Annotated in this window: 18 protein-coding genes; 13 read left to right on the top strand and 5 right to left on the bottom strand. The window is 60.9% G+C overall.

The features are described 5' to 3' along the window. Nucleotides 1-63: 63 nt before the first annotated feature. The 3 genes from WH91_RS00330 to WH91_RS00320 all read right to left on the bottom strand — a co-directional run bounded on the left by WH91_RS00330 (nucleotide 64) and on the right by WH91_RS00320 (nucleotide 3,611). Entirely contained in the window at nucleotides 64-1,362 is a 1,299-nt protein-coding gene (locus WH91_RS00330) for an amidohydrolase family protein (protein WP_046169012.1), read from the bottom strand. Between the two features lie 76 nt (nucleotides 1,363-1,438). Further along, nucleotides 1,439-2,794: a hydantoin-5-propionate amidohydrolase gene (locus WH91_RS00325; protein WP_046169011.1), complete on the bottom strand. Its 1,356-nt coding sequence runs from the start codon at nucleotides 2,792-2,794 to the stop codon at nucleotides 1,439-1,441. Between the two features lie 100 nt (nucleotides 2,795-2,894). Next, nucleotides 2,895-3,611: a GntR family transcriptional regulator gene (locus tag WH91_RS00320; RefSeq protein WP_046169010.1), complete on the bottom strand. Its 717-nt coding sequence runs from the start codon at nucleotides 3,609-3,611 to the stop codon at nucleotides 2,895-2,897. Between the two features lie 258 nt (nucleotides 3,612-3,869). Here WH91_RS00320 and WH91_RS00315 point away from each other — a divergent pair, with 258 nt between their 5' ends. The 7 genes from WH91_RS00315 (at nucleotide 3,870) to WH91_RS00285 (ending at nucleotide 9,882) form a co-directional block, all read left to right on the top strand. Next, nucleotides 3,870-4,958 carry an ABC transporter ATP-binding protein gene (locus WH91_RS00315; RefSeq protein ID WP_046169009.1) on the top strand — a complete coding sequence of 363 codons (1,089 nt, stop codon included), beginning with the start codon at nucleotides 3,870-3,872 and terminating at the stop codon, nucleotides 4,956-4,958. A gap of 31 nt (nucleotides 4,959-4,989) precedes the next feature. Next, the gene (locus WH91_RS00310; RefSeq protein WP_046169008.1) at nucleotides 4,990-6,279 is read left to right on the top strand and encodes an ABC transporter substrate-binding protein; all 1,290 of its coding nucleotides are present in this window, start codon (nucleotides 4,990-4,992) and stop codon (nucleotides 6,277-6,279) included. A 169-nt stretch (nucleotides 6,280-6,448) separates the two neighbouring features. Then, on the top strand, nucleotides 6,449-7,306 hold the full coding sequence (locus tag WH91_RS00305) for an ABC transporter permease (protein ID WP_046169007.1): 858 nt from the start codon (nucleotides 6,449-6,451) through the stop codon (nucleotides 7,304-7,306). Between the two features lies 1 nt (nucleotide 7,307). Then, nucleotides 7,308-8,126 carry an ABC transporter permease gene (locus WH91_RS00300; protein WP_046169006.1) on the top strand — a complete coding sequence of 273 codons (819 nt, stop codon included), beginning with the start codon at nucleotides 7,308-7,310 and terminating at the stop codon, nucleotides 8,124-8,126. Continuing rightward, nucleotides 8,123-8,857, top strand: a complete 735-nt coding sequence (locus WH91_RS00295) for an aspartate/glutamate racemase family protein (protein WP_046169005.1) — start codon at nucleotides 8,123-8,125, stop codon at nucleotides 8,855-8,857. Before WH91_RS00300 ends, WH91_RS00295 begins: the two co-directional genes overlap by 4 nt. Then, nucleotides 8,854-9,636, top strand: a complete 783-nt coding sequence (locus WH91_RS00290) for a GNAT family N-acetyltransferase (protein ID WP_046169004.1) — start codon at nucleotides 8,854-8,856, stop codon at nucleotides 9,634-9,636. The genes WH91_RS00295 and WH91_RS00290 overlap by 4 nt, the downstream gene beginning before the upstream one ends. 45 nt (nucleotides 9,637-9,681) lie before the next feature. Next, nucleotides 9,682-9,882 carry a hypothetical protein gene (locus tag WH91_RS00285; RefSeq protein ID WP_143078199.1) on the top strand — a complete coding sequence of 67 codons (201 nt, stop codon included), beginning with the start codon at nucleotides 9,682-9,684 and terminating at the stop codon, nucleotides 9,880-9,882. On the opposite strand, the gene WH91_RS00280 is transcribed toward WH91_RS00285, so the two are convergent. Both WH91_RS00280 and WH91_RS00275 read right to left on the bottom strand, forming a co-directional pair. Further along, on the bottom strand, nucleotides 9,879-10,490 hold the full coding sequence (locus tag WH91_RS00280) for a LysE family translocator (RefSeq protein WP_046169002.1): 612 nt from the start codon (nucleotides 10,488-10,490) through the stop codon (nucleotides 9,879-9,881). The genes WH91_RS00285 and WH91_RS00280 overlap by 4 nt on opposite strands. A 189-nt stretch (nucleotides 10,491-10,679) precedes the next feature. Beyond that, nucleotides 10,680-11,621 (bottom strand): nucleoside hydrolase, encoded by a 942-nt coding sequence (locus tag WH91_RS00275; RefSeq protein ID WP_046169001.1) that lies wholly within the window; start codon nucleotides 11,619-11,621, stop codon nucleotides 10,680-10,682. 249 nt (nucleotides 11,622-11,870) lie between these two features. Here WH91_RS00275 and WH91_RS00270 point away from each other — a divergent pair, with 249 nt between their 5' ends. The 6 genes from WH91_RS00270 (at nucleotide 11,871) to WH91_RS00245 (ending at nucleotide 22,987) form a co-directional block, all read left to right on the top strand. After that, a complete protein-coding gene (locus tag WH91_RS00270) occupies nucleotides 11,871-13,715 on the top strand; it encodes a monovalent cation:proton antiporter-2 (CPA2) family protein (protein ID WP_046169025.1) in 1,845 nt (614 codons plus the stop codon). A gap of 102 nt (nucleotides 13,716-13,817) precedes the next feature. After that, nucleotides 13,818-16,295 (top strand): glycogen/starch/alpha-glucan phosphorylase, encoded by a 2,478-nt coding sequence (locus WH91_RS00265; RefSeq protein WP_046169000.1) that lies wholly within the window; start codon nucleotides 13,818-13,820, stop codon nucleotides 16,293-16,295. 97 nt (nucleotides 16,296-16,392) lie between these two features. After that, on the top strand, nucleotides 16,393-18,588 hold the full coding sequence (gene glgB, locus WH91_RS00260) for a 1,4-alpha-glucan branching protein GlgB (protein ID WP_046168999.1): 2,196 nt from the start codon (nucleotides 16,393-16,395) through the stop codon (nucleotides 18,586-18,588). 52 nt (nucleotides 18,589-18,640) lie between these two features. Then, nucleotides 18,641-19,912 carry a glucose-1-phosphate adenylyltransferase gene (gene glgC / locus WH91_RS00255; protein WP_046168998.1) on the top strand — a complete coding sequence of 424 codons (1,272 nt, stop codon included), beginning with the start codon at nucleotides 18,641-18,643 and terminating at the stop codon, nucleotides 19,910-19,912. Then, a complete protein-coding gene (glgA, locus tag WH91_RS00250; RefSeq protein WP_046169024.1) occupies nucleotides 19,912-21,372 on the top strand; it encodes a glycogen synthase GlgA in 1,461 nt (486 codons plus the stop codon). Before glgC ends, glgA begins: the two co-directional genes overlap by 1 nt. Next, nucleotides 21,353-22,987, top strand: a complete 1,635-nt coding sequence (locus WH91_RS00245; protein ID WP_046168997.1) for an alpha-D-glucose phosphate-specific phosphoglucomutase — start codon at nucleotides 21,353-21,355, stop codon at nucleotides 22,985-22,987. The genes glgA and WH91_RS00245 overlap by 20 nt, the downstream gene beginning before the upstream one ends. The last annotated feature ends 5 nt before the right edge of the window (nucleotides 22,988-22,992 follow it).

Below are 22,992 nucleotides of genomic sequence, written 5' to 3'. Positions count from 1 at the left end.
CCAATTGGAAGAATTACACTGACCGTCTGCCCAAAATTATGTCAAGCGGCGCTCATGCCTATTTTACTGCCAGTTGACAATTTGTGGGGCGTAAGCCGCTGCATCTACCTGCCCCGGTCGACCTGGCAGACTAAGGGTGGTGAGCCGGGCCGGCGTCTCGGCGATGATCTTGCCACGGCGGATAACGGTCAACCGGTTGGCCTTGAGTCGCAGGGCTTCCACGGCATCGCGCGCCTGCAGGATCACGAGGTCGGCGTGGCACCCAGCCTCGAGGCCATAGGCGTCGAGACCCATGGCGCGCGCGTTGCCGTAAGTGAGGATTTCAAAAACCTTCTGCTTGTCGGCGACTGAGGCCATCTGCGCGACGTGGATTGCCATATGCCCCACCTCGAGCATGTCGCCCGAACCCATCGAGTACCAAGGGTCCATCACGCAATCATGGCCGAACCCGACGTTGATACCTGCCGCCAGTAGCTCGGGCACTCGCGTCATGCCGCGGCGCCTGGGATAGGTGTCGTGCCGCCCCTGCAGCATGATGTTGATCAGCGGATTGGCGACGGCATGCAGCCTGGCTTCGGCCATCAGCGGGATGAGCTTTGACACATAGTAGTTGTCCATGGAGTGCATCGAGGTGAGATGCGAGCCCACGACGCGTCCTTCAAGACCGAACCGGATGGTCTGCGCCGCTAGCGTTTCGACATGGCGCGACAGCGGATCATCGGTTTCGTCGCAATGCATATCGACGGGCAGTCCCCTGTCGGCCGCGATGCGGCAGAGCGCCTCAACCGACGCCGTACCGTCGGCCATGGTGCGCTCGAAGTGGGGAATGCCGCCAACGACGTCGAGGCCCATGTCGAGGGCTCGTGCAAGGGAGGCAACGCCTTCAGGCGCGCGATAATAGCCATCCTGCGGAAATGCGACGAGCTGCAGCGTGAGATAGGGCGCCACCATATCTCGCACTTCGAGCAGGGCTTCGGCAGTCACCAGACGCGGATCGCTCGTGTCGATATGGCTGCGGATTGCCAACAGGCCCTGCGATACGGCCAGATCGCAATAGCGCAGCGCGCGCTCGATCAATGCATCCTTGGTCAGCGTTGGCCGCAGTTCACCCCAGAGTTCAATACCCTCGAGCAAGGTCCCCGAGGTATTCATGCGCGGCAGGCCAAGCGACAGGGTGGCATCCATATGGAAATGCGGATCGACGAACGGCGGCGTCACCAGACGTCCGGTCGCGTCGATTTCGGTTTGGGCGGCGCCGGCAATCGCAGGCTCGACGGCCACGATGCGTCCGTCCTGGACCGCGATATCGACGCCCTCGCGTCCATCCGGCAAATTGGCATTGCGAACCACGAGACCAAACATCGAATACACCTCTTAGCAACTCTGATCCTTGTGCCGGATCGTGCTTGCCTCAGCAACCCGCCAGAACCGGGAAGAATTAGCGCGGTAGGGGGCGGACGAAATGGCCGGTGCCCGGCTCGGCGACCTTAGTGCCGTCGAAGACCTGTTGGCCGCGTAAATAGGTCAGGCCGACGACCCATGGCAGTTCGATGCCGTTGTAGGGCGACCAGCCGACTACATTGTGCCCGCTGGCGGCGGCGTCATAGATGGTTGGGCGATTGAACAGCACGGCGATGTCGGCATCTTTGTCGGCAGTCAGTGCACCCTTGGCATGGTCGATCCGGAAGTGGCGCGCCGGGTTTTCGGCCATCAGCCTGGCCGCCCAATGCAGCGGTACATCATGTTCCAGAGCGCCCTTGATGAAGAGCGGGACCATCACTTCCAGACCGGGGGCGCCTGAGGCATTTGCAAGCATGTCGGGATTGGTCTTACGGTCTTCAGACCAACTGACATGATCGGTGGATACCAGCGTCACATTGCCCGCGACCACATGCTTCCAGATCTGCTCGACCTCGGCGCGCGGGCGGATCGGCGGGTTGATCTTGGCCTTGCCGACGAGCCGGCGGACGTCATTTTCCTCGTCGAGCGTCAGATAGTGGATGCAGCATTCGATGGTGGCAGCATAGCCCTGGTCGCGGTAGGTGCGGGCGATCTCGTAGCCGCGGCCGAGCGAGCAATGCACCACATGGGCAGGGCAACCGGTCTGCGCGCCAGTCTCGTAGATTTGCAGCGAGGCGAGCAGTTCGGTCAATGGTGGACGGCTCATGCCGTGGGCGCGATAGTCGGTGATGCCGGCAGCCTTGACCTTGGCGATGGCGGCGCGCACGGCCTCGTCGTCTTCGTTATGGACGCCTGCAGTCAGACCTGTCGGCGCGATCGCAGCGAAACATTCTTCCAGCAACGCGGGCGGAATGCGCGGGAAGCGTTTTGGGTCGGTGCCGAAGGTGGAGAATTTGAACGCGGCGACGCCGGCCTCGACTTGTTCCAGAATGCGAGCGGGACCTTCCTGCGGATCGATGGTGCCATAGAGGGCGAAATCGACGCGGGCCTGGGGGCTGGCGTGATCGACCTTGCGCCGGACGGCATCGGCGGAGCAGACCAGATTGTCCTCGTCATAGGGCATGTCGACGATGGTCGTGACGCCGCCCGCCGCGGCCGAACGGGTCGACCAGATGAAGTCTTCCTGGTTCTTTTGGCTCAGCGAATGGACCTGGGCATCGATCGCGCCGGGCAGGATCAGTGCATCGCCCAACAGGTGGCTTTCGCGTGCCGCGGGAGGCGTGCCGGTGCCGACATGGGCAATCTTGCCGTCGCGGACGGCGACATAGCCGCCTTTGATCACGCCGTCAGGCAGGACGACTGTGCCGGCCAGGACAAGATCAAAATCGCTCATGCAAACGCTCCACATATGACCGGCACAAGTCTTGCGCCTAGGGCGTTGCAAGGCAACAGATATTCAACGCGACTGTTGTGGATTTCGAGACCGTTTCCGGTCAGTCCTGCGTATTGAGCGCTTCGGCCAGAGCGAGCCCTGTGGTGGAGCGCAGGTCCAGATCGGCCTCGATATGGTCGATATGGGACAAGAGCAGTTGGGCAGCCTTGTCGCCGTCGCCGGCTTCCAGGGCATTAACGATATTGGCGTGATCATTGTGGCCGCAGCTCGAGGCGCCGGAGCGGCCATAAAGGGCGATGACTAGCGAAGAGCGGGCGACCAGTTCTTCCATGAAGCGCAACAGGATGGCGTTGCCGGCGACATTGGCCAACAGCAGGTGGAAATCGCCCGACGCGTGAATTTCAGCGCGTCTAGCGCTGGGGCCGCGTTCGCCCAGCAGCCGGCTTTCGTCATGCAGGCGGGCGCGAAAGGATGCGATGTCCTTAGGCGTGACGCACTCGGCCGCAGCGCGCGCAATGCCTGGCTCGATCAGGCGGCGCGAGGCGAATACCTGGCGGGCCTCATCAGGGCTGGGATTGGCAACGAAAGCGCCGCGATTGCGCTCGGTCTTGACCAGTCCCTCGAAAGCCAGAGCCTGCAGGGCGGCCCGCACGACGGTGCGGCTGACATCGAACAGAGTGCCGACTTCGGCCTCATTGAGCTTGGTGCCCGGCGCCAGGCGCCGGTCAACGATGGCATCGCGCAGATACTCACGGATCATCGCGGCGCGGTCTTCGGCGACTGGCGGCACGGCAAACGTCTGGTCGACAAGAGTCATGGGTCACCCGGATACAGCATGCATAAGTGCAATCGACCGGCAACGGAAGTGAGAAGTGGCATGCAGTCCCCGCCTGGATTGCATACAATTTCGGCTGGTTCTGAACTCAATGCCTACAAATCGCGCAAGTATGCTGGCTGCCTATAATTAGTCCGATCGGTGGCTCGGTGATTTTCGAATTATAGCAACAGGTTAATTCAGCGGACACGTTCTGGCACGGCTGATGCATGTAGCTCTCCGACAAACGGGGTGCGCTGAATGTCCAAAGCTGCCGAAATCGACATCGCTTCGGTTTCCAAGATTTACGGCAAGACCATCGCCGTGGACGCGATCAGCCTGAAGATACCGGCCGGAAGCTATTGCTGCCTGTTGGGACCGTCCGGCTGCGGCAAGACCTCGACGCTGCGGATGATCGCCGGCCATGAGACCGTTTCGATCGGCGACATCGTGCTGGGCAAAGAGGTGGTGACCGACCTGCCGCCGGCCAAGCGCGGCACGGCGATGATGTTCCAGTCCTATGCGCTGTTTCCCCATCTCGACCTCATCGACAATGTTGCCTTCAGCCTCAAGATGAGCGGCGTCGACAAGGATACGCGGCGGGCGAGGGCGCTCAACATGCTCAAGCTCATGCAGATGGAAGCCTATGCCAGCCGCAAGCCTGCCCAGCTCTCGGGCGGCCAGCAGCAGCGCGTGGCGCTGGCCCGGGCGCTGATCACCGACCCAGAAGCGCTGCTGCTCGACGAGCCGCTCTCGGCGCTCGACCCATTCCTCAAGATCCGCATGCGGGCCGAACTCAAGAAGCTGCAGAAGCAGCTGGGTATTACCTTCGTCCACGTGACGCATAGCCAGGAAGAAGCCATGGCGCTGGCCGATATCGTCGTGGTCATGAGCGACGGCCGCATCGAACAGGCGGCGAGCCCGCGCGAAGTGTTCGAGCGACCAGCCACAGCTTTTGTCGCGCGCTTCATGGGCGATCACAATGTCATCGGCGGCAAAGTCACCGGCTCGTCAGATGGACTGGTGACATTCGAGCTTGTCGGCGGCGGCACGTTTTCCGCGTCAGGCCAGATCAAGGCCGCCGGCTCGGATGTCGATGCAGCGATCCGCACCGATCATGTCCGCATCGGCGAGAGCCCAGTCAAGGGCCTCGGCTTCACCGGCATCATCTCCAATATCGAATATCGCGGCGCCACGGTGAAGCTCACCATCGAGGGCGCCGGTATCGCCGAATTCACCGCCATCATCACCGACAAGGCCTATTACGCGACGCCCGTCGCTGTGGGCGATGCGGTGCCGCTCCATTGGGACCCGGAGGACGCAATCATCCTCGGCACGCTCAATTCGTAAATCTCAGCTCAGCAACAGGGACGTTCAGGCTATGACAGAAACCATCAAGAAGACCGGCATTTCCCGCCGCAACCTGCTCAAGACCGGCGCCGCTGCCGCGGCCGGCACGGCGCTGGGCACAGGAGTCATTACTGGCTTCCCCACCATCTGGGCACAGAACCCGATCACGCTGCGCCAGTTCGGCACAGGCGTATCCAACCTCAACGCCATTGCCGAGAAGTGCAAGGCCGACCTTGGCATCACGCTCGAGATGACGGCAACTGATTCCGATGCCGCCGCGCAGCGTGCCGTGACCCAGCCCGACAGCTATGACATTGCCGATATCGAATACTGGATCCTCAAGAAGGTGTTCCCCACCGGCGTGATCCAGCCGATGGATATCTCCAGGCTCACCTATTACGACAAGATCGTGCCGCTGTTCAAAACCGGCAAGCTGCTGCCTGACAGCGTCATCGCGCAGGGTACAGCGCCTCATACCGTGGGTTATGTCGAAGCTCCGGGCGAAAAGACTTTCGCCAAGGGCGAAACCGGCTGGTTCACCATGGTTCCGACGATCTACAATGCCGATACGCTGGGCATCCGTCCCGACCTCGTCGGCCGTGATATCACCACCTGGGCCGATATCATGGACCCGGCCTTCAAGGGCAAGACCGCCATCATCAACGTGCCCTCGATTGGCATCATGGATGCGGCGATGATCATGGAAGCCATGGGCAACATCACCTATGGCGACAAGGGCAACATGACCACGGACGAGATCGATGCGACCATCGATTTCCTGATCAAGGCCAAGCAGGACGGCCAGTTCCGCGCTTTCTGGAAGAGCTTCGACGAGTCGGTCAACCTGATGAGCTCCGGCGAAGTGGTGATCCAGTCGATGTGGTCGCCGGCCGTGGCCGCCGTGCGCTCCAAGGGCATCGCCTGCAAGTACCAGCCGCTCAAGGAAGGCTATCGCTCATGGGGCGGCGGTCTCGGTCTTGCGGCGCATCTAGAGGGCGCCCAGCTCGATGCGGCGTACGAATATATCAACTGGTACACCTCGGGCTGGGTGGGCGGCTATCTTAACCGCCAAGGCTATTACTCGGCAGCCATGGACACTGCCAAGGAGCACATGTCGGCCGACGAATGGGGCTACTGGATCGAGGGCAAGGCCGCCGCTGGCGATATCCTGGCGCCCGATGGCACGGTGATGGAACAGGCCGGCGCGATCCGTGACGGCGGCTCGTTCGAAGAGCGCATGGGCAAGGTCGCCTGCTGGAACTCGGTGATGGACGAAGACCGCTACATGGTCCGCCGCTGGAACGAGTTCATCGCTGCCTAAATTTGATGAGGGCAACTAATCTGCCCGCAACCACCGAACGGTACCTCCCCCTCGACGGGGGAGGCTAGGTGGGGGAGCGTTTGGCCCTGATATTCGGGCCAAACCTCCCCCTCCCTGACCCTCCCCGCAAAGGGGGAGGGTGTCGACTGCGAATGCCGGGGACAATCCAATGAATAACTTTTTGAGCCGCGCCACGCCCTATATCCAGGCCACGTCGCTGCTCTTGATCCTCGGGTTCTTCCTCGCCATCCCGATCCTGCTGCTGCTGGTCGTCAGCTTCTGGGATTACGACTTTGTCGGCATGTATCCGGGCTTTCTGACCTTCAACTATGCCGAGACGCTCGGCTCCTGGGTCACCTGGAAAACCTATGGCAACACACTGAAATTTGCCGCCCTGGTCTGGGCCATCACGGCATTTATCGGCTTCTGGGTAGCGTATTTTCTGGCGTTCCATGTGCGCAGCGCCACGACGCAGATGATCCTGTTCCTCGTCTGCACGGTGCCGTTCCTGACCTCCAACATTATCCGCATGATCTCCTGGATCCCGGTGCTGGGGCGGAACGGGTTGATCAATTCGGGGCTGGTGGGGGCCGGTATCGTCGATCAGCCGGTGGAATGGCTGCTGTATTCGGACTTCGCGGTCGTGCTCGCCATGGTGCATCTCTACACGCTGTTCATGGTGACGCCGATCTTCAACACCATGATGCGTATCGATAAATCCTTGGTCGAAGCAGCACGCGATGCCGGCGCGAGGGACTGGCAGGTGATCTGGAATGTGATCCTACCGCTGGCCAAGCCGGGCGTTGCGATTGGTTCTATCTTCGTCGTCACGCTGGTGATGGCGGATTTCTCGACAGTGCAGGTGATGAGCGGGGGGCAGAGCGCGTCGGTGGCTTTGATGATGCGCAACCAGATGTCGCTGCTGCAATATCCAGCGGCCGCAGCCAATGCCATCGTGCTGCTGGCGCTGGTGCTGTTCATGGTTGCGGGCATTCTGCGCATCGTCGATATTCGCAAGGAGCTGTAAAATGCAGGCAGAAAAACGGACCACCGGCTTCTACGTTCTCGCAGTGTTTTTCGTTGTCTTCGTCCTGTTCCTCTATGGACCGCTGTTTGCGGTTTTCATCCTGAGTTTTCAGGGACCTCGTGGCGGGTTGACCTTCCCGCTCAATGGCGTTTCGTTCCGCTGGTTTCAGAACCTGTTCGAGACCCAGGCCGTCGGCAATTTCGGCGCCAGCTTCGGACGCTCGTTCATGCTGGGGCTGATGGTGATGGTGGCGACGGTGCTGGTGTCGCTGCTGGCGGGGCTAGCGTTTCGGCGCAAGTTCGTCGGGGCCAGCCCGTTATTCTATCTTACTGTCGCGAGCCTCGTCGTGCCGTCGATTATCGTCTCGCTGGGCATCGGCGTGTTGTTCCAGCAATTGGGGTTGCGGCCGAACTGGTTCAGCTCGGGCTATGGCGCGCACCTGACCTGGACATTGCCGTTTGGCGTGCTGATCATGTTCGCCGTGTTCAACCGCTTCTCGCCGAGCTACGAGGAAGCGGCGCGCGATCTGGGTGCCAGTTCGTGGCAGACCTTCTATCACGTCGTGCTGCCGATGATTGCGCCGAGCCTGATCGGGGTGGGACTGTTCGGCTTCTCGCTGAGCTATGACGAGTTTGCCCGCACGCTGATGACCTCGGGTAGCTCCAACACGCTGCCGCTCGAAATCTACGGCATGACCACAAATGTCACGACGCCGGTGCTATATGCATTGGGCACGGTGACGACGCTGTTCTCTTTCCTCGTCATCCTCGTGACGCTTAGCATCATCCTGCTGATCGGACGCAAGCGGGCGCGGACATGACCCGTGTTGCCGTTATAAATCCCAATACGACTGCCAGCATGACTGCGACGATTGCTGATGCGGCGCGCGGTGCTGCCGCTGTCGGCACGGAAATCGTGGCGGTGACCTCGACGATGGGACCGGTCTCTATCGAGGGCTATTATGACGAGGCCTTTGCCCTGCCGGGGCTGTTGCTGGAAATCGGTCGGGCTGAGCGCGAGGGTGCGCAGGCGGCGGTGATAGCGTGTTTCGACGATACCGGGCTGGACGCGGCGCGAGCTATGGCGCGGATGCCGGTGATCGGCATTTGCGAGGCGGCAATGGTGACGGCGAGTTTCATCGCCAAGCGGTTTACCGTGGTGACCACGATGGAGCGCTCGCGGGTGCCGATCGAGGAACTGTCGCATCGCTATGGCATGACCGGGCGCGCCAAGGTCAGGGCCGCGAACATCTCGGTACTGTCGCTGGAAGATCCCAATTCGGGGGCGCGGGACAAACTGCGCAGCGAGATTGCGCGGGCGATTGCCGAGGATAATGCCGAGGCAATCGTGTTGGGTTGTGCCGGCATGGCGGACCTGGCGCGGACGCTGAGCCGGGAGTTTGGAATCCCGGTGATCGATGGCGTGGGCGCGGCGGTGAAGCAAGCTGAGGCGCTGGTGGCGCTGGGGTTGAGCACCAGCAAGCGCGGGACGTATGCGCCGCCGGTGAGCAAGACATATATTGGGCCGCTGTCGAGGTTTGCGCCTGCATGAGGGTCATCAAGGTGCTGGACCTCGACGGGATCCAGACGTTGCTCGACTGGGCGGCGGCTGAGCGCTGGAACCCGGGGTTGAGGGACGCGCAAGCGTTTCAGGCCGCGGACCCGGATGGGTTCTTGGGTGCGTTTGTCGATGGCGTGATGGTCGCGGCGATTGCGGCTGTGGCGTACGACGAAAAGTTTGGTTTCATAGGGCTTTACATCTGTCATCCGAACTGGCGCGGGCAGGGGCATGGGGGTGCCGTTTGGGACGCCGGGATGGCGCATCTCCGCTCTAGGACAGTGGGGCTGGATGGCGTGCCGGAGCAGCAATCCAACTATGTCAGCATGGGATTTATGGCGGCGTATGAGACGGTGCGGATGAGTGGTACTTTACGAGCAGCACCGTCATTGGCAACGCCGGTCGACAGCATGGATGGCATCCGCGGCATGGATATTTTTCCAGCGGAGCGGGACGGGTTTTTGGCGCAATGGATCGCGGCGCCGAACCGGGCTTGGCGGACGAAAGCTGGCTTTGGGGTAGTTCGGGCTTGCACGGAAGGGCAGAAGGTGGGGCCGCTGTTTGCGGCTGATGCCGTTGATGCAATGGAGCTTTTGGGGCCGGTCGAGGGCGCGTTGCAGATCGATGTGCCGGCCGGGCAGACGGATTTCCTTGGTAGCCTGGAGGCGCTGGGTTTCGTGCCGGGCTTCCGGACAACACGGATGTATCGCGGACCGACGCCGAAAATGGACATGGACCGGGTGTTCGGGATTTCGAGCCTGGAGCTAGGCTAAGCTTTAGCGCACTGCTAACACTATGGTCCCCAGAATGGAGCCGTCGTGACAAAACGCTTGTCCAAGACCCTCGCGGGCCAAATTGCCGATAGCACGCTCACCGTCATCAACCCGCAGAACCGGCTTATCGCCCTGACGGCTGCCCTGTCGCGGCATGGCTTTGCGCGGCCAGCGGAACAGCCGGAACTGGCTGACCGGACGAAGGTAATTGCGTGGCTGCTCGAGACCTATTCGCCGCGCAGCTAGTGCTGAAACAGCACGAGGCCGGCGGCGGTAGCCATCATGGCGCCGGCAGTCTTGTTGAGGCGACCGAGGGCGCGTTCGCTCTGGAACATTTCGCGGGCAGCGGATGCCAGCCATGCATAGCCGCAGCCGATGATCAGCAGGACCACGACCACGATGAAGGTCAGCTCGGCGAAGGCGACGGGGTTCATCTGGTCGAGCGGGATGACCGTGGGCAGGATGGCCAGGTAGAAGACGATGGTCTTGGGATTGCCCATGGTCAGCGAAAAGCCGGCCAGGAAAGTCTTCAGCCAATCCTCGTTCTTTGGCTTCATCTGTTCGGAGCCGGGGCGGGCGGTCCAGAACTTGTAGGCGATGTACAGAAGATAGGCAGCGCCAACCCAGCGGACAACGACGAAGATCGGGCCGAAGTAAGTGGCGATGGCGGCAAGGCCGAACACCGCAAAGACGAAATACACCAGATCACCAGCCAGAATACCCAACACCATGGGGAAGGCACCCTTGAAGCCGCCACCCAGCGCACGTGCAACCACGGCCGCGACGCCGGGGCCGGGCACGAGCACTGCGATGGCATAGGCGATGGTGAAGGTCAGGAGGGTGAAGGGTTCCATGGCGTCGGGTCTCGGATTGGGAGGCGAACACTAGGCTTCGGGGATGAGTTTGCCAAGGCGCGCAATGGTTGGGCCTTGGACGCTTAAACTACCGCAAACACGGTTTTCCCTCGGACTTGATCCGAGGCTCATTCACCACTTGTGCCGTGTGGAGAGTGGCCCTCGGGTCGAGCCCGTGGGAGAAGGAGGTCAAGGCAGGCGGGCCAGCCGCTCGGTCAGCAGCTTGTAGAACCCTTCGGCGTTGCCGTTGCGGAGGTAGTTGACGTTTTTTACTTTGCCGGTGACGTGCCAGTAGTCGGTGACGGTCATGCCGACGGTGAGTTCGCTGGCGGTCTCGATGGTGACGTTGCAGTGGCGTCCGGTGAACAGGTCGGGCTGCAGCAGGTAGGCGATGACGGTGGGGTCATGCAGGGGGGCGCCGGACCAGCCGTATTTCTGGAGGTCGAAGGTTTCCGAGAAGGTCAGCATGGCGTGGACGGCCTCGCCGGACTTGTTGCCGATGGCCTTGATGGCGGCAAGGCGCTGGGGGGTCGACTGAATCTGATGCGTGACATCGAGCGGCAGCATGGTGATCGGGACGCCGGAGCGCAGCACCACATCGGCGGCTTCGGGATCGACATAGATATTGAATTCGGCGGCAGGCGTGATGTTGCCGACTTCGAAATAGGCGCCGCCCATCATGACGATTTCCTTGATCCGCTCGGCAATGGCGGGCTGTTTGATCAGGGCCATGGCGATATTGGTCAGCGGGCCGAGTGTGCAGAGCGTGATGGTGCCGGGTTCTGCGGCCATCAGCGTATCGACGATATAGTCGACGCCGTGCTGGGTTTGCAGCGGAATGGTGGGATCGGGCAGGTCCGGGCCGTCGAGACCGGTTTCGCCGTGTACGTGTTCGGCGGTGACGAGGTGGCGGCGCATCGGGCGGGCGCAACCGGCATAGACATGGATGTCGCGCCTGCCGGCAAGTTCAACCACCTTGCGGGCGTTGTTTGCATTGTGATGCAGGCCCACATTGCCTGCTACGGCTACGACGCCCAGCACTTCGAGTTCTTCGGGAGAGGCGAGCGCCAGTAGTATGGCGACCGCGTCGTCCTGGCCTGGGTCGGTATCGATGATGATCTTGCGGGACATGGAAGTGCCTTGGGCGCTAGAATTGCAGGCGAATTTGTCGGCACACTAGCGGCTTATCGGTGGGTGGTCGACTGGGCTAAATAAGACTTTCACTGGCCCGAAGCGTCGAAACGAGCAGGCCGACTCGCGGGGCATAAATTCTGCTCGTTAGCAGGAAGCACCTATGACCAGAGACGCACTTGACGGCTTCGTGCAGGGACGAAAGACTCCGGACTTGATCTGAGCGCGGGGTTTGTTGTGGCGGGTGAAGTGGTTGGACATGTAGCCGAGGCCGCCGCGCATGGTGTCGATCTGGTGCCGGTGGTGGCGCTGCTGGGCGCCGCTGTCATTGGCGTTCCGCTGTTCAAGCGGCTGGGACTCGGCTCGGTGCTGGGCTATCTGGCGGCGGGCCTGTTGCTCGGGCCATCGGGTATCGGGCTGATCAACGATCCCGAATCGGTGCTGACCACGGCCGAGCTTGGCGTTGTGATGTTCCTCTTTATCATTGGTCTCGAAATGGAGCCGGCCAAGCTGTGGGCGCTGCGCAAGCAGATTTTCGGGCTGGGTGTGATCCAGGTCGGTGCCTGTGGGGCGTTGCTGACGGGTGTCGGCGTATTGCTGGGCTTTGCGCCGGTGGTGGCGTTTATCTTCGGCATGGGGTTTGTGCTGACCTCGACGGCCATCGTCATGCAAATCTTGGGCGAGCGGGGCGAGCTATCGACCGATAGCGGGCAGCGCATGGTGTCGATTTTGTTGCTGGAAGATTTGGCGATCGTACCTCTGCTAGCGGTGGTGGCGATCCTGGCGCCATCGAGTGGCGGCGATGTGGGTATCGTGACCCGCGTGTTGAGTATCGCGGCGCCGATTGGGGCGGTGTTGCTGCTGATTTTCGTCGGCCGGCGGATCATGAACCCGCTGTTCGCGCTGCTGGCTTCGAGCAAGCTGCGCGAAGTGATGACGGCGGCAGCGCTACTCGTGGTGCTTGGAGCGGCATTGCTGTTTCAGGCGAGCGGGTTGTCGATGGCTATGGGCGCGTTTCTCGCAGGTGTGTTGCTGTCTACGTCGACGTTCCGGCGTCAGTTGGAGGCTGACGTCGAGCCGTTCCGCGGGATATTGCTTGGGCTGTTTTTCCTGGCGGTCGGGATGTCGCTCGATCTGGGGATCGTCGGCGACAACTGGCAGATCATCGCGATGAGCGTGGTGGCCTATATGCTGGTCAAGGCGGGGGCGATTTACATCATCGCGCGGCTGCTGAAGTCAAGCCATCGGGAGGCGCTGGAGCGGGCGGTGCTGATGGGGCAGGGCGGCGAATTTGCCTTCGTGCTGTATACCACGGCGGTTTCGGCTGGAATTATCGACGGGCCGACCAATGCGATTTTTACGGCGACGGTAATTGTTTCGATGGTGCTGACGCCGTTCTTTATCATCGGCCTGCGTTACGTGACGCCGAAGAAGGAAGCGCCATCGATGGATGGCGTCGAAGAGGTCGCGGACCTGACGGCCAAGGTGCTGCTGATCGGCTTTGGCCGGTTTGGGCAGATCGCGTCGCAGCCGCTGCTGGCGATGCATCATTCAGTGTCGATCATCGACAACGACACCGACATGATCCGGGCCGCCGCCCGCATCGGCTTCAAAGTGTATTATGGGGATGGTACACGGCTTGATATTCTTCGTGCCGCTGGAGCCGACAAAGCCAGCATCATCCTTATCTGTACGGACAAGAAAGAGCAGACGACGCGAATTGCCGAACTGGTGCGGGACGAGTTTCCGCTGGTTAAGGTTATGGCGCGCGCCTTCGATCGTGGCCATGCCATCGAGCTGATCAAAGCCGGTGTCGATTATCAGATGCGCGAAGTGCTCGAATCGGCGCTGACTTTCGGTGGGCAAGTGATCCGGATTTTGGGTGCAAGCGCGGAAGAGGCCGAGGAAGTCGTCGAGGGTGTGCGCGACCGGGATCGGCAGCGTTTCGACCTGCAGATGGTGGGCGGTGGGCAGATGATTGCCGGAAGCCATCTGCTGATCAGCAACGCCGAAGAGCAGGCCCGCGAGGGCGGCGTGATCGTAGCAGAAGAAGCCGCAGAGGAAGCAGTAACCAAGAGTACCCAACCCGCGTAGCCTGCATAGCCGCTCCTCTCAATGGGGCTTTCGCCTGCACAATTTAAGTGCAAGACTGAAGTTTCTGAGGGGAATACATCGTCATGAAATCTGGATTGCGAAATGCCGCAACAGCCGATCGTTTACGACGCCCCTACGCCGGAGCCACGCGCCACTACCGTTGAGGCCATCCAGGCCGAAATCCTGGAAAGGCTGATCTATTCCGTCGGCAAAGACCCGATTGTTGCACGCCAGCATGACTGGCTTGCGGCAACGATTCTTGCCGTGCGCGACCGAGTCATGGACCGCTGGATGGAGTCATCCCGCGAGACCTGGCGCTCGTCGAACAAGCGCGTTTATTACCTCAGCCTCGAATTCCTCATCGGGCGCCTGATGCGCGATGCGATGAGCAATGTCGGGCTGATGGACCCGATGCGCGCAGCGCTCAAGAACCTCAATGTCGATCTGGGCGACCTGATCAATCTGGAGCCCGATGCGGCGCTGGGCAATGGTGGTCTTGGCCGGCTGGCGGCGTGTTTCCTCGAGTCGATGTCGTCGGTGAAAATTCCGGCTTATGGCTATGGCATTCGCTATGTGCATGGGCTGTTCCGCCAGGAAATGAGCGAGGGCTGGCAGGTCGAATTGCCTGAGGAATGGCTGGCACACGGCAATCCCTGGGAATTCGAGCGTCGCGAAAGCGCCTATGAAGTCGGTTTCGGTGGCCATGTGGAGCCGGTGACGGACCCCGATGGCACGACGCGTCAGGAATGGCGGCCAAACGATCATGTGCTCGCGGTGGCCTATGACACGCCAATCGTCGGCTGGCGCGGCGCACGTGTGAATACGTTGCGGCTGTGGAGCGCGCAGCCGATCGATCCGATCCTGCTCGACAAGTTCAACTCCGGCGACCACATCGGCGCGCTGGAGGAAAGCTCGCGGGCTGAGGCGATCACCCGGGTGCTGTATCCGGCGGACTCCACGGCGGCGGGCCAGGAATTGCGGCTACGGCAGGAGTTCTTCTTCTCGTCGGCATCGCTGCAGGACATCGTTCGGCGTCACCTGCAGCAATATGGCGACCTTGGGTCGCTGCCAGACAAGGTGGCTATCCACCTCAATGACACGCATCCGGCGATTTCGATATGCGAGCTGATGCGTATCTTGATCGACGACAACGGGCTCAAGTGGGCCGAAGCGTGGCAACTGTCCAAGGGTGTGTTCGGCTACACCAATCATACGCTGCTGCCTGAGGCACTGGAAAGCTGGCCAGTTTCGCTGATGGAGCGGCTGTTGCCTCGCCACATGCAGATCATCTACCAGATTAACGCCGAGGTGCTGACCGATGCGCGGGTGCGCGCGAAGTTTACCGATGCGCAGATTGCCAATGTGTCGCTGATCGATGAGGCCGGTGGCCGGCGCGTGCGGATGGGGCAGCTTGCCTTCGTCGGTTCGCATTCGATCAATGGCGTGTCGGCGCTGCATACCGAACTGATGAAGCAGACGGTGTTTTCGGACCTGCACAAGCTCTATCCAGAGCGCATCAACAACAAGACCAATGGCATTACACCACGTCGCTGGTTGATGCAGTGCAATCCAGAGCTGACAAAGCTGATCAGCGATCGGATCGGGCCGGGGTTTTTGGACGATATCGACCTGCTGCAGGGGCTTAACGCGCATGCCGATGATCCGACCTTCCAAGGCCAGTTTGCGGCGGTGAAACAGGCCAACAAGCAGAAGCTGGCCAAACTGATCAAGGATCGGCTGGGCATCACAGTGTCCGCCGATGCCATGTTCGACGTTCAAATCAAGCGCATCCACGAATACAAGCGCCAGTTACTCAATATTATCCAAGCCGTTGCGCTATATGATGAAATTCGCGCGCATCCAGAACGAGATTGGGCGCCGCGCGTTAAAATTTTCGCAGGCAAGGCGGCTCCGGGGTACTGGAACGCCAAGCTCATCATTAAGTTGATAAACGACGTCGCCAAAGTCATCAACAACGACCCGGCAGTGCGTGGATTGCTCAAGGTAGTGTTCCTGCCAAATTATAACGTGAGCCTGGCAGAAGTGATTGTTCCCGCCGCCGACCTCAGCGAGCAAATTTCGACAGCTGGTATGGAAGCATCGGGCACTGGCAACATGAAGTTCATGGCCAATGGTGCCATCACCATCGGCACCATGGATGGTGCCAACGTCGAGATGCACAAGGAAGTAGGGCCGGACAACATCGTGATTTTCGGCCTGACGACCGACGAGGTGAACGACAAGCGTTCCAAGAACGAGCTGCCACAGGCGATGGTCGATGCGTCACCAAGGCTCAAGGAAGCGCTGGAGTCGATTTCTTCAGGGGTATTCTCTCCAGATGATCCGAACCGCTATAGCGCGTTGATCGGCGGGATTTACGAGCATGACTGGTTCATGGTGGCGCGCGATTTCGACGCTTATGTTGCCGCTCAGGCTGAGGTCGATGTGATCTGGCACGACAAGGCGCGCTGGAATGCCATGGCTATTCGCAACACGGCGCGGGTGGGCTTCTTCTCATCGGATCGCACGATCCGGCAGTATGCCAAGGATATCTGGGGTGTTACGCCCGGCGCAAACTAAGCAAGGGACGGAGGCCGGCAGGCAAGACCGCCCCGTCCATTTTACAATTCAGGCGACGCGGCTGTAGCGCCGCCGTCGCTTTCGGGGGGACGTACCTGTGACCAAGGAAGACTGGCAAGCAGACTCGCGGGAAGTGGAAGCGGTGGTCGATGGCCGCCATGCGAACCCGTTCGCCTTTCTGGGACTGCATGAGGTTGCCGGACAGTGGGTGCTGCGTGCGTTTATTCCGCATGCCGATAGCGTCAGCGCATTTACGTTGGACGGTGTGGAGCTCGGTCACCTGATCCCGCGTCATCCGAGTGGTTTTTTCGAGGGCAAAGTCTCGATCGCAGCGCGGCAGCCAATCCGCTATCGGGCCAAGAATCCCGGTGGCGAATGGGACGTCTATGACGCCTATTCGTTCGGGCCGGTGCTGGGCCCGATGGACGACTACTATATGGGTGAGGGCAACCACCTGCGGCTGTTCGACAAGCTCGGCGCCCATGAGATGGAATTCGAGGGCATTCACGGCACCCATTTTGCGGTGTGGGCGCCCAATGCTCAGCGCGTCAGCGTGGTCGGTCCGTTCAACGAGTGGGACGGGCGGCGCAACCCGATGCGCAATCGCCTCGAAACGGGCGTTTGGGAGGTGTTCATTCCGGTGCTGGGCACGGGCACGCTCTACAAGTACGAGATTGTCGGACCCGATGGCGTGGTGCTGCCGCTGAAGGCCGACCCGTTTGCGCGGCAGGCGGAAATGCGGCCGAAGACAGCTTCGGTCGTGCCCGATCCGACGCCATTCGTGTGGACCGACGAAAAGTACATCGAGGAGCGGACCAGCCGCGATTGGCGGCGGACGCCGATGTCGATCTATGAAGTGCATCTCGGAAGCTGGCGGCGCAAGCCGGATGGCGGGTTCCTGAGCTATGACCAGTTGGCCGACCAGCTCGTGCCCTATGCGGCGGACATGGGGTACACCCATATCGAGCTATTGCCGATTACCGAGCATCCGTTCGATCCGAGCTGGGGTTATCAGCCGACGGGCATGTATGCGCCGACGGCACGGCACGGCGACCCGGCGGCGTTTGCGCGCTTCGTCGATGCTGCACACGAGGCCGGGCTTGGCGTGATCCTTGACTGGGTGCCGGCGCATTTCCCGACCGATGCGCATGGCCTGGCCAATTTCGATGGCACAGCTCTTTATGAACATGCCGATCCGCGGCAGGGCTATCACCCTGACTGGAATACCGCGATCTACAATTTCGGGCGCAAGGAAGTGGTGAGCTTCCTCGTAAACAACGCGCTGTACTGGCTGGAAAAATTCCATATCGACGGGCTGCGCGTCGATGCCGTGGCGTCGATGCTGTATCTCGATTATTCGCGGCAGCAGGGCGAGTGGGTGCCCAACAAGTTTGGTGGCAACCAGAATCTGGACGCTGTCGAATTCCTGAAGCGAGTCAATTCGGAAACCTATCGGTTGCATCCGGGCACGTTCATGATCGCCGAGGAATCCACATCGTGGCAGGGCGTCAGTGCGCCCGTGGATGGGGGCGGGCTGGGCTTCGGCTTCAAGTGGAACATGGGCTTCATGAACGACACGCTGCGGTTCATGAGCCGCGAGGCAGTGCATCGCAAGTATCACCACAACGACATGACGTTTGGCGCGGTCTATGCGTTCAGCGAGAATTTCGTGCTGCCGCTGAGCCATGACGAAGTGGTGCATGGCAAGAAGTCACTGCTGGAAAAAATGCCGGGTGACGACTGGCAGAAGTTTGCCAACCTGCGGGCGTACTATGCCTTCATGTGGGGTTTCCCCGGCAAGAAGCTGCTGTTCATGGGGCAGGAGTTCGCACAGCGCGAGGAATGGGCGGAAGCCAAGTCGCTGGACTGGTATCTGCTTGATGCCGGCATGCATGAAGGCGTGCGGCGGCTCGTGGCCGACCTCAACCTAGCGTATCGCGAACTGCCTTCTCTGCATGATCGGGACAACGAGCCGGACGGTTTCGAATGGGTGATCGGCAACGATCACGCCAATTCGGTATTTGCATGGCTGCGCAAGGCGCCGGGCAGCGATCCGATCCTGGTGGTGTCTAATCTCACGCCGGTTCCGCGCAGTGGTTACAAGATACCCATGCCGCTGGCCGGCAAATGGGTGGAGCGGATCAATACCGATGCGGGCTGGTATGCAGGCTCCAACACCGGAAACCAGGGCGCAGTGGAGGCCTATGCGGTTGAGGGTGGGCATTGGCCGGCGGAAGCAGAAATCTACCTGCCGCCGCTGTCGACGCTGTTCTTGAAATACGAGCCGGCGTGAGCCGGAAGGGTGCATTAGTCCCGGGTAACGGGCAGTAGTGGAGGGTTAGAATATGGCAGACTACAGAGTACCATCGCCTCTGGCTCGTGAGGCCATGGCCTATGTGCTGGCCGGTGGGCGAGGGACACGCCTGATGGAATTGACCGACCGGCGCGCTAAGCCGGCGGTGTATTTCGGCGGCAAATCGCGCATCATCGACTTTGCACTCTCCAACGCGATCAATTCCGGCATTCGTCGCATTTCCGTGGCGACGCAGTATCAGGCGCACAGCCTGATCCGCCATCTGTCGCGCGGCTGGAACTTCCTGCGGCCGGAGCGCAACGAAAGCTTTGACGTGCTGCCCGCTTCGCAGCGCGTGCGCGAGGACATGTGGTATGCCGGCACGGCCGATGCCGTGTACCAGAACATGGACATCATCGAGGATTCGGGCGCGCGCTATATCGTCATCCTGGCAGGCGACCACATCTACAAGATGGACTATGAAATCATGCTCCGCCAGCATGTGGACACCGGCGCGGACGTGACCATCGGTTGCCTCGAAGTGCCGCGCATGGAAGCGGTTGGCTTTGGCGTTATGCATGTCGACGGGCGCGACCGCGTGGTGGATTTCGTCGAGAAGCCCAAAGACCCGCCCGCCATTCCGGACAAGCCGGACATGGCGCTGGCCTCGATGGGTATCTATGTGTTCGAGACGCGGTTCCTGATGGAACAACTGCGTCGCGACGCAGCCACGGAAGGCTCCAGCCGCGATTTTGGCAAGGACATCATTCCCTACATCGTCAAGAATGGCACGGCCTGGGCACATCGCTTCCCACGCTCCTGCGTGCGCTCGAGCAATGAAGAGGTCAGCTACTGGCGCGACGTGGGCACGATCGATGCCTATTGGAAGGCGTCGATCGACCTGACCGATATCAAGCCGCAGCTTGACCTTTATGACCGCGACTGGCCGATCTGGACCTATGCGGAGATCACGCCACCGGCCAAGTTTGTGCATGATTTCGACGGACGTCGCGGCTCGGCGGTGAACTCGCTGGTGTCGGGCGACTGCATAATTTCGGGCGGGCACCTGCAAAAGACTCTGCTTTCGACCGGCAGCCGCGTGCATTCCTATTCGGTACTGGATGAGGCCGTGGTGCTGCCTTATTGCGACATCGGGCGGAACGCGCGGCTCAAGAAGGTAGTGATCGACCGTGGCGTGAATATTCCGGAAGGGCTCGTTGTTGGCGAGGATCCCGAATTCGACGCCAAGTGGTTCCGTCGCAGCGATGAAGGGGTGACCCTGGTTACCCAGGCAATGATCAACAAGTATCTGGCAGGCCGATGATCGAAGTTCTCTCGGTTGCATCCGAGGTTTATCCGCTTATCAAGACCGGGGGGCTCGCCGATGTGGCGGGCGCCCTGCCTGGCTCGCTGACGTCGCATGGCGTGACCATGCGCACGCTGGTGCCGGGCTATCCGAGCGTAATGGCCAAGCTCAGCGGTGGCCGGGTGGTCAAGGAACTGGGTGACCTGTTCGGCGTGCCGGGCAAGCTGATAGCCGCGCGGGTCGAGGGGCTGGACGTCATCGTGATCGATGCGCCCGCGCTTTATGACCGGCCGGGCAACCCCTATGTGAGCCCCGACGGGTGGGACTGGCCGGACAACTGGAAGCGCTTTGCCGCGCTTGGCTGGGTTGCGGCTGAACTGGGCATGGGGATGGTCGATGGTTATCACCCGCAAGTAGTGCATTGCCACGACTGGCAAGCGGGCCTTGCGCCAGCCTATATAAAATATGGCCCCGCTTCCCATGTGAAGACGGTAATGACGATCCACAACCTTGCGTTCAAGGGGTTCTTTGGCTCGGAGATTTTCAGCCAGCTGCGGCTGCCGCCGCATGCCTTTGGCGTCGGTGGCGTGGAATATTATGGCGGGATTTCCTATCTCAAGTCGGGCATGGAATGCGCTGACTACGTCACGACGGTCAGCCCAAATTATGCCGATGAAATCCGCACTCCGGAATTCGGCATGGGGTTGGAAGGGCTGCTGAACGGACGTGCCGATACGGTGACGGGCATTCTCAACGGCATCGATACCGACGCCTGGGATCCCGCGACCGACAAGGCTTTGGCGAAGACGTTTACTGCCAATACGATGCAGGGCCGCGCGGCCAACAAGCGAGCGGTGGCCGAGAAATTCGAGCTGGATGGGACAGACGGGCCCCTGTTCTGCGTCATCAGCCGGTTGACCGATCAAAAAGGCATGGACCTGCTGTTGCAGGCTGTGGGCGGGCTGGTCGATCTCGGCGGACGGCTTGTGGTGCTGGGTTCGGGCGAGGGCTATCTTGAAGATGGCTTCCGTCATATGACGGCGCGGCATCCAGGCAAGGTTGCCATCTCAAACGGGTATGACGAGGCGCTAAGTCACCTGATGCAAGGAGGCTGCGACGCTATTATCATCCCATCGCGGTTCGAGCCCTGCGGGCTGACCCAGCTTTACGGGCTGCGCTATGGTTGCGTGCCGGTGGTAAGCCGCATCGGTGGGTTGGCGGATACGGTGATCGACGCCAATCCGGCGGCAATCGCGGCGGAGGTGGCGACGGGCATAGTGTTCGATCCGAACAGCGCTCATGCCGTATATGAGGCAATCCGCAAGGCGGTGCGCTTGTACAGCGACGACAAACTCTGGAAGAAAATCCAACGGCGGGGCATGAAATCGGACGTCTCCTGGGAGACGAGCGCAGCGCGCTATGCCGATCTCTACGCCTCCATTACCGGGCTCAAGAGCAATGACGATCCAGACAATTAAGACGACGCCCTATGGCGACCAGAAGCCCGGCACGTCGGGCCTGCGCAAGCGGGTGACGGTGTATCAGCAGCCCAACTACGTCGAGAACTACATCCAGGCGATTTTTGACAGCCTGGATGGTTTTGCCGGGCAGACGCTGGTGATCGGCGGCGATGGGCGGTTCTACAATGATGTGGCGATCCAGAAGGCGATCCGCATCGCGGCAGCCAATGGCTTTGGCAAAGTGCTGGTTGGGCAGGGCGGGATTCTGTCGACGCCAGCGGCCAGCCACGTGATCCGCCACTATAAGGCATTTGGCGGGCTGGTGCTGTCGGCGAGCCATAATCCGGGCGGGCCGGAAGGCGATTTCGGTATCAAGTATAATATCGGCAATGGCGGGCCGGCGCCGGAGAAGATCACCGATGCGGTCTATGACCGGACCAAGGTGATCGATAGTTACAAGAACATCGAGGCTGCTGATATAGATCTCGGTGCTATCGGCACGCAGACGGTTGGCGACATGGTGGTCGAGGTGATCGATCCGGTAGCCGACTATGCGGCGCTGATGCAGACGCTGTTCGATTTCGGCGCGATCAAGGCGATGTTTGCGGGCGGGTTTACAATGACATTCGACGCGATGTCGGCCGTGACCGGGCCTTATGCGCATGCGATACTTGAAGGCATTCTAGGGGCGCCGAAGGGCACTGTGATCAACGGAACGCCGTCGCCGACGTTCAACAACGGGCATCCCGATCCGAACCTGGTTTATTGCAAGGACATGTTCGACCTGCTGATGACGCCGGAAGGGCCGGACTTCGGCGCGGCTTCGGATGGCGATGGCGACCGAAACCTGATCATCGGCAAGAACCGCTTTGTGACGCCATCGGATTCGCTGGCACTGCTGGCGGCCAATGCGCATCTGGCACCGGGCTATAAGCGCGGCATCGCGGGCATTGCGCGATCGATGCCGACCAGTGCGGCGGCGGATCGGGTGGCGGAAAAGCTCGGCATCGAGATGCATGAGACGCCGACGGGATGGAAGTTTTTTGGCAATCTGCTGGATGCGGGCCGGGTGACGATCTGCGGCGAGGAAAGTGCCGGAACGGGCTCGGACCATGTGCGCGAGAAGGATGGCCTGTGGGCCGTGCTGCTGTGGCTGAACATCATTGCCGCTCGCAAGCAGAGCGTCGACGAGATTGTGCGCGAGCATTGGTCGACCTATGGGCGCAATTATTATACGCGGCACGACTATGAAGAGGTCGATGCTGAGATTGCCGGCAAGCTGGTGGATGACCTGCGGGCGCAATTGACTGCGTTGCCGGGCAAGACGTTTGGCGACGACCTGCAGGTGGCCTATGCGGACGATTTCACCTATCACGACCCGGTAGATGGCTCGACCAGCGCCAAGCAGGGCATTCGCATCGGGTTTGCCGATGGGTCGCGGATTGTCGTTCGGCTATCGGGTACGGGTACGGTTGGTGCTACACTGCGGCTGTATCTTGAACGCTATGAAGCGGCGGATGGACGGCACGATCTCGAGACACAATCGGCGCTTGAGCCATTGATTGAACTGGCTGACGAGTTGGTCGGGATCAAGCAGCGCACCGGGCGTACTGAGCCCAGCGTCATCACCTAATATCG

The sequence above is a fragment of the Devosia psychrophila genome (genome assembly GCF_000971275.1).
Lineage (GTDB): Bacteria > Pseudomonadota > Alphaproteobacteria > Rhizobiales > Devosiaceae > Devosia > Devosia psychrophila.
This window is presented reverse-complemented; position numbering and strand designations above follow the sequence as displayed.

Coding starts and splice junctions, on each gene's coding strand:
- WH91_RS00330 (WP_046169012.1), bottom strand. CDS start 1,362: ATGTTTGGTCTCGTGGTTCGCAATGCCAATTTGCCGGATGGACGCGAG.
- WH91_RS00325 (WP_046169011.1), bottom strand. CDS start 2,794: ATGAGCGATTTTGATCTTGTCCTGGCCGGCACAGTCGTCCTGCCTGAC.
- WH91_RS00320 (WP_046169010.1), bottom strand. CDS start 3,611: ATGACTCTTGTCGACCAGACGTTTGCCGTGCCGCCAGTCGCCGAAGAC.
- WH91_RS00315 (WP_046169009.1), top strand. CDS start 3,870: ATGTCCAAAGCTGCCGAAATCGACATCGCTTCGGTTTCCAAGATTTAC.
- WH91_RS00310 (WP_046169008.1), top strand. CDS start 4,990: ATGACAGAAACCATCAAGAAGACCGGCATTTCCCGCCGCAACCTGCTC.
- WH91_RS00305 (WP_046169007.1), top strand. CDS start 6,449: ATGAATAACTTTTTGAGCCGCGCCACGCCCTATATCCAGGCCACGTCG.
- WH91_RS00300 (WP_046169006.1), top strand. CDS start 7,308: ATGCAGGCAGAAAAACGGACCACCGGCTTCTACGTTCTCGCAGTGTTT.
- WH91_RS00295 (WP_046169005.1), top strand. CDS start 8,123: ATGACCCGTGTTGCCGTTATAAATCCCAATACGACTGCCAGCATGACT.
- WH91_RS00290 (WP_046169004.1), top strand. CDS start 8,854: ATGAGGGTCATCAAGGTGCTGGACCTCGACGGGATCCAGACGTTGCTC.
- WH91_RS00280 (WP_046169002.1), bottom strand. CDS start 10,490: ATGGAACCCTTCACCCTCCTGACCTTCACCATCGCCTATGCCATCGCA.
- WH91_RS00275 (WP_046169001.1), bottom strand. CDS start 11,621: ATGTCCCGCAAGATCATCATCGATACCGACCCAGGCCAGGACGACGCG.
- WH91_RS00265 (WP_046169000.1), top strand. CDS start 13,818: ATGCCGCAACAGCCGATCGTTTACGACGCCCCTACGCCGGAGCCACGC.
- glgC (WP_046168998.1), top strand. CDS start 18,641: ATGGCAGACTACAGAGTACCATCGCCTCTGGCTCGTGAGGCCATGGCC.
- WH91_RS00245 (WP_046168997.1), top strand. CDS start 21,353: ATGACGATCCAGACAATTAAGACGACGCCCTATGGCGACCAGAAGCCC.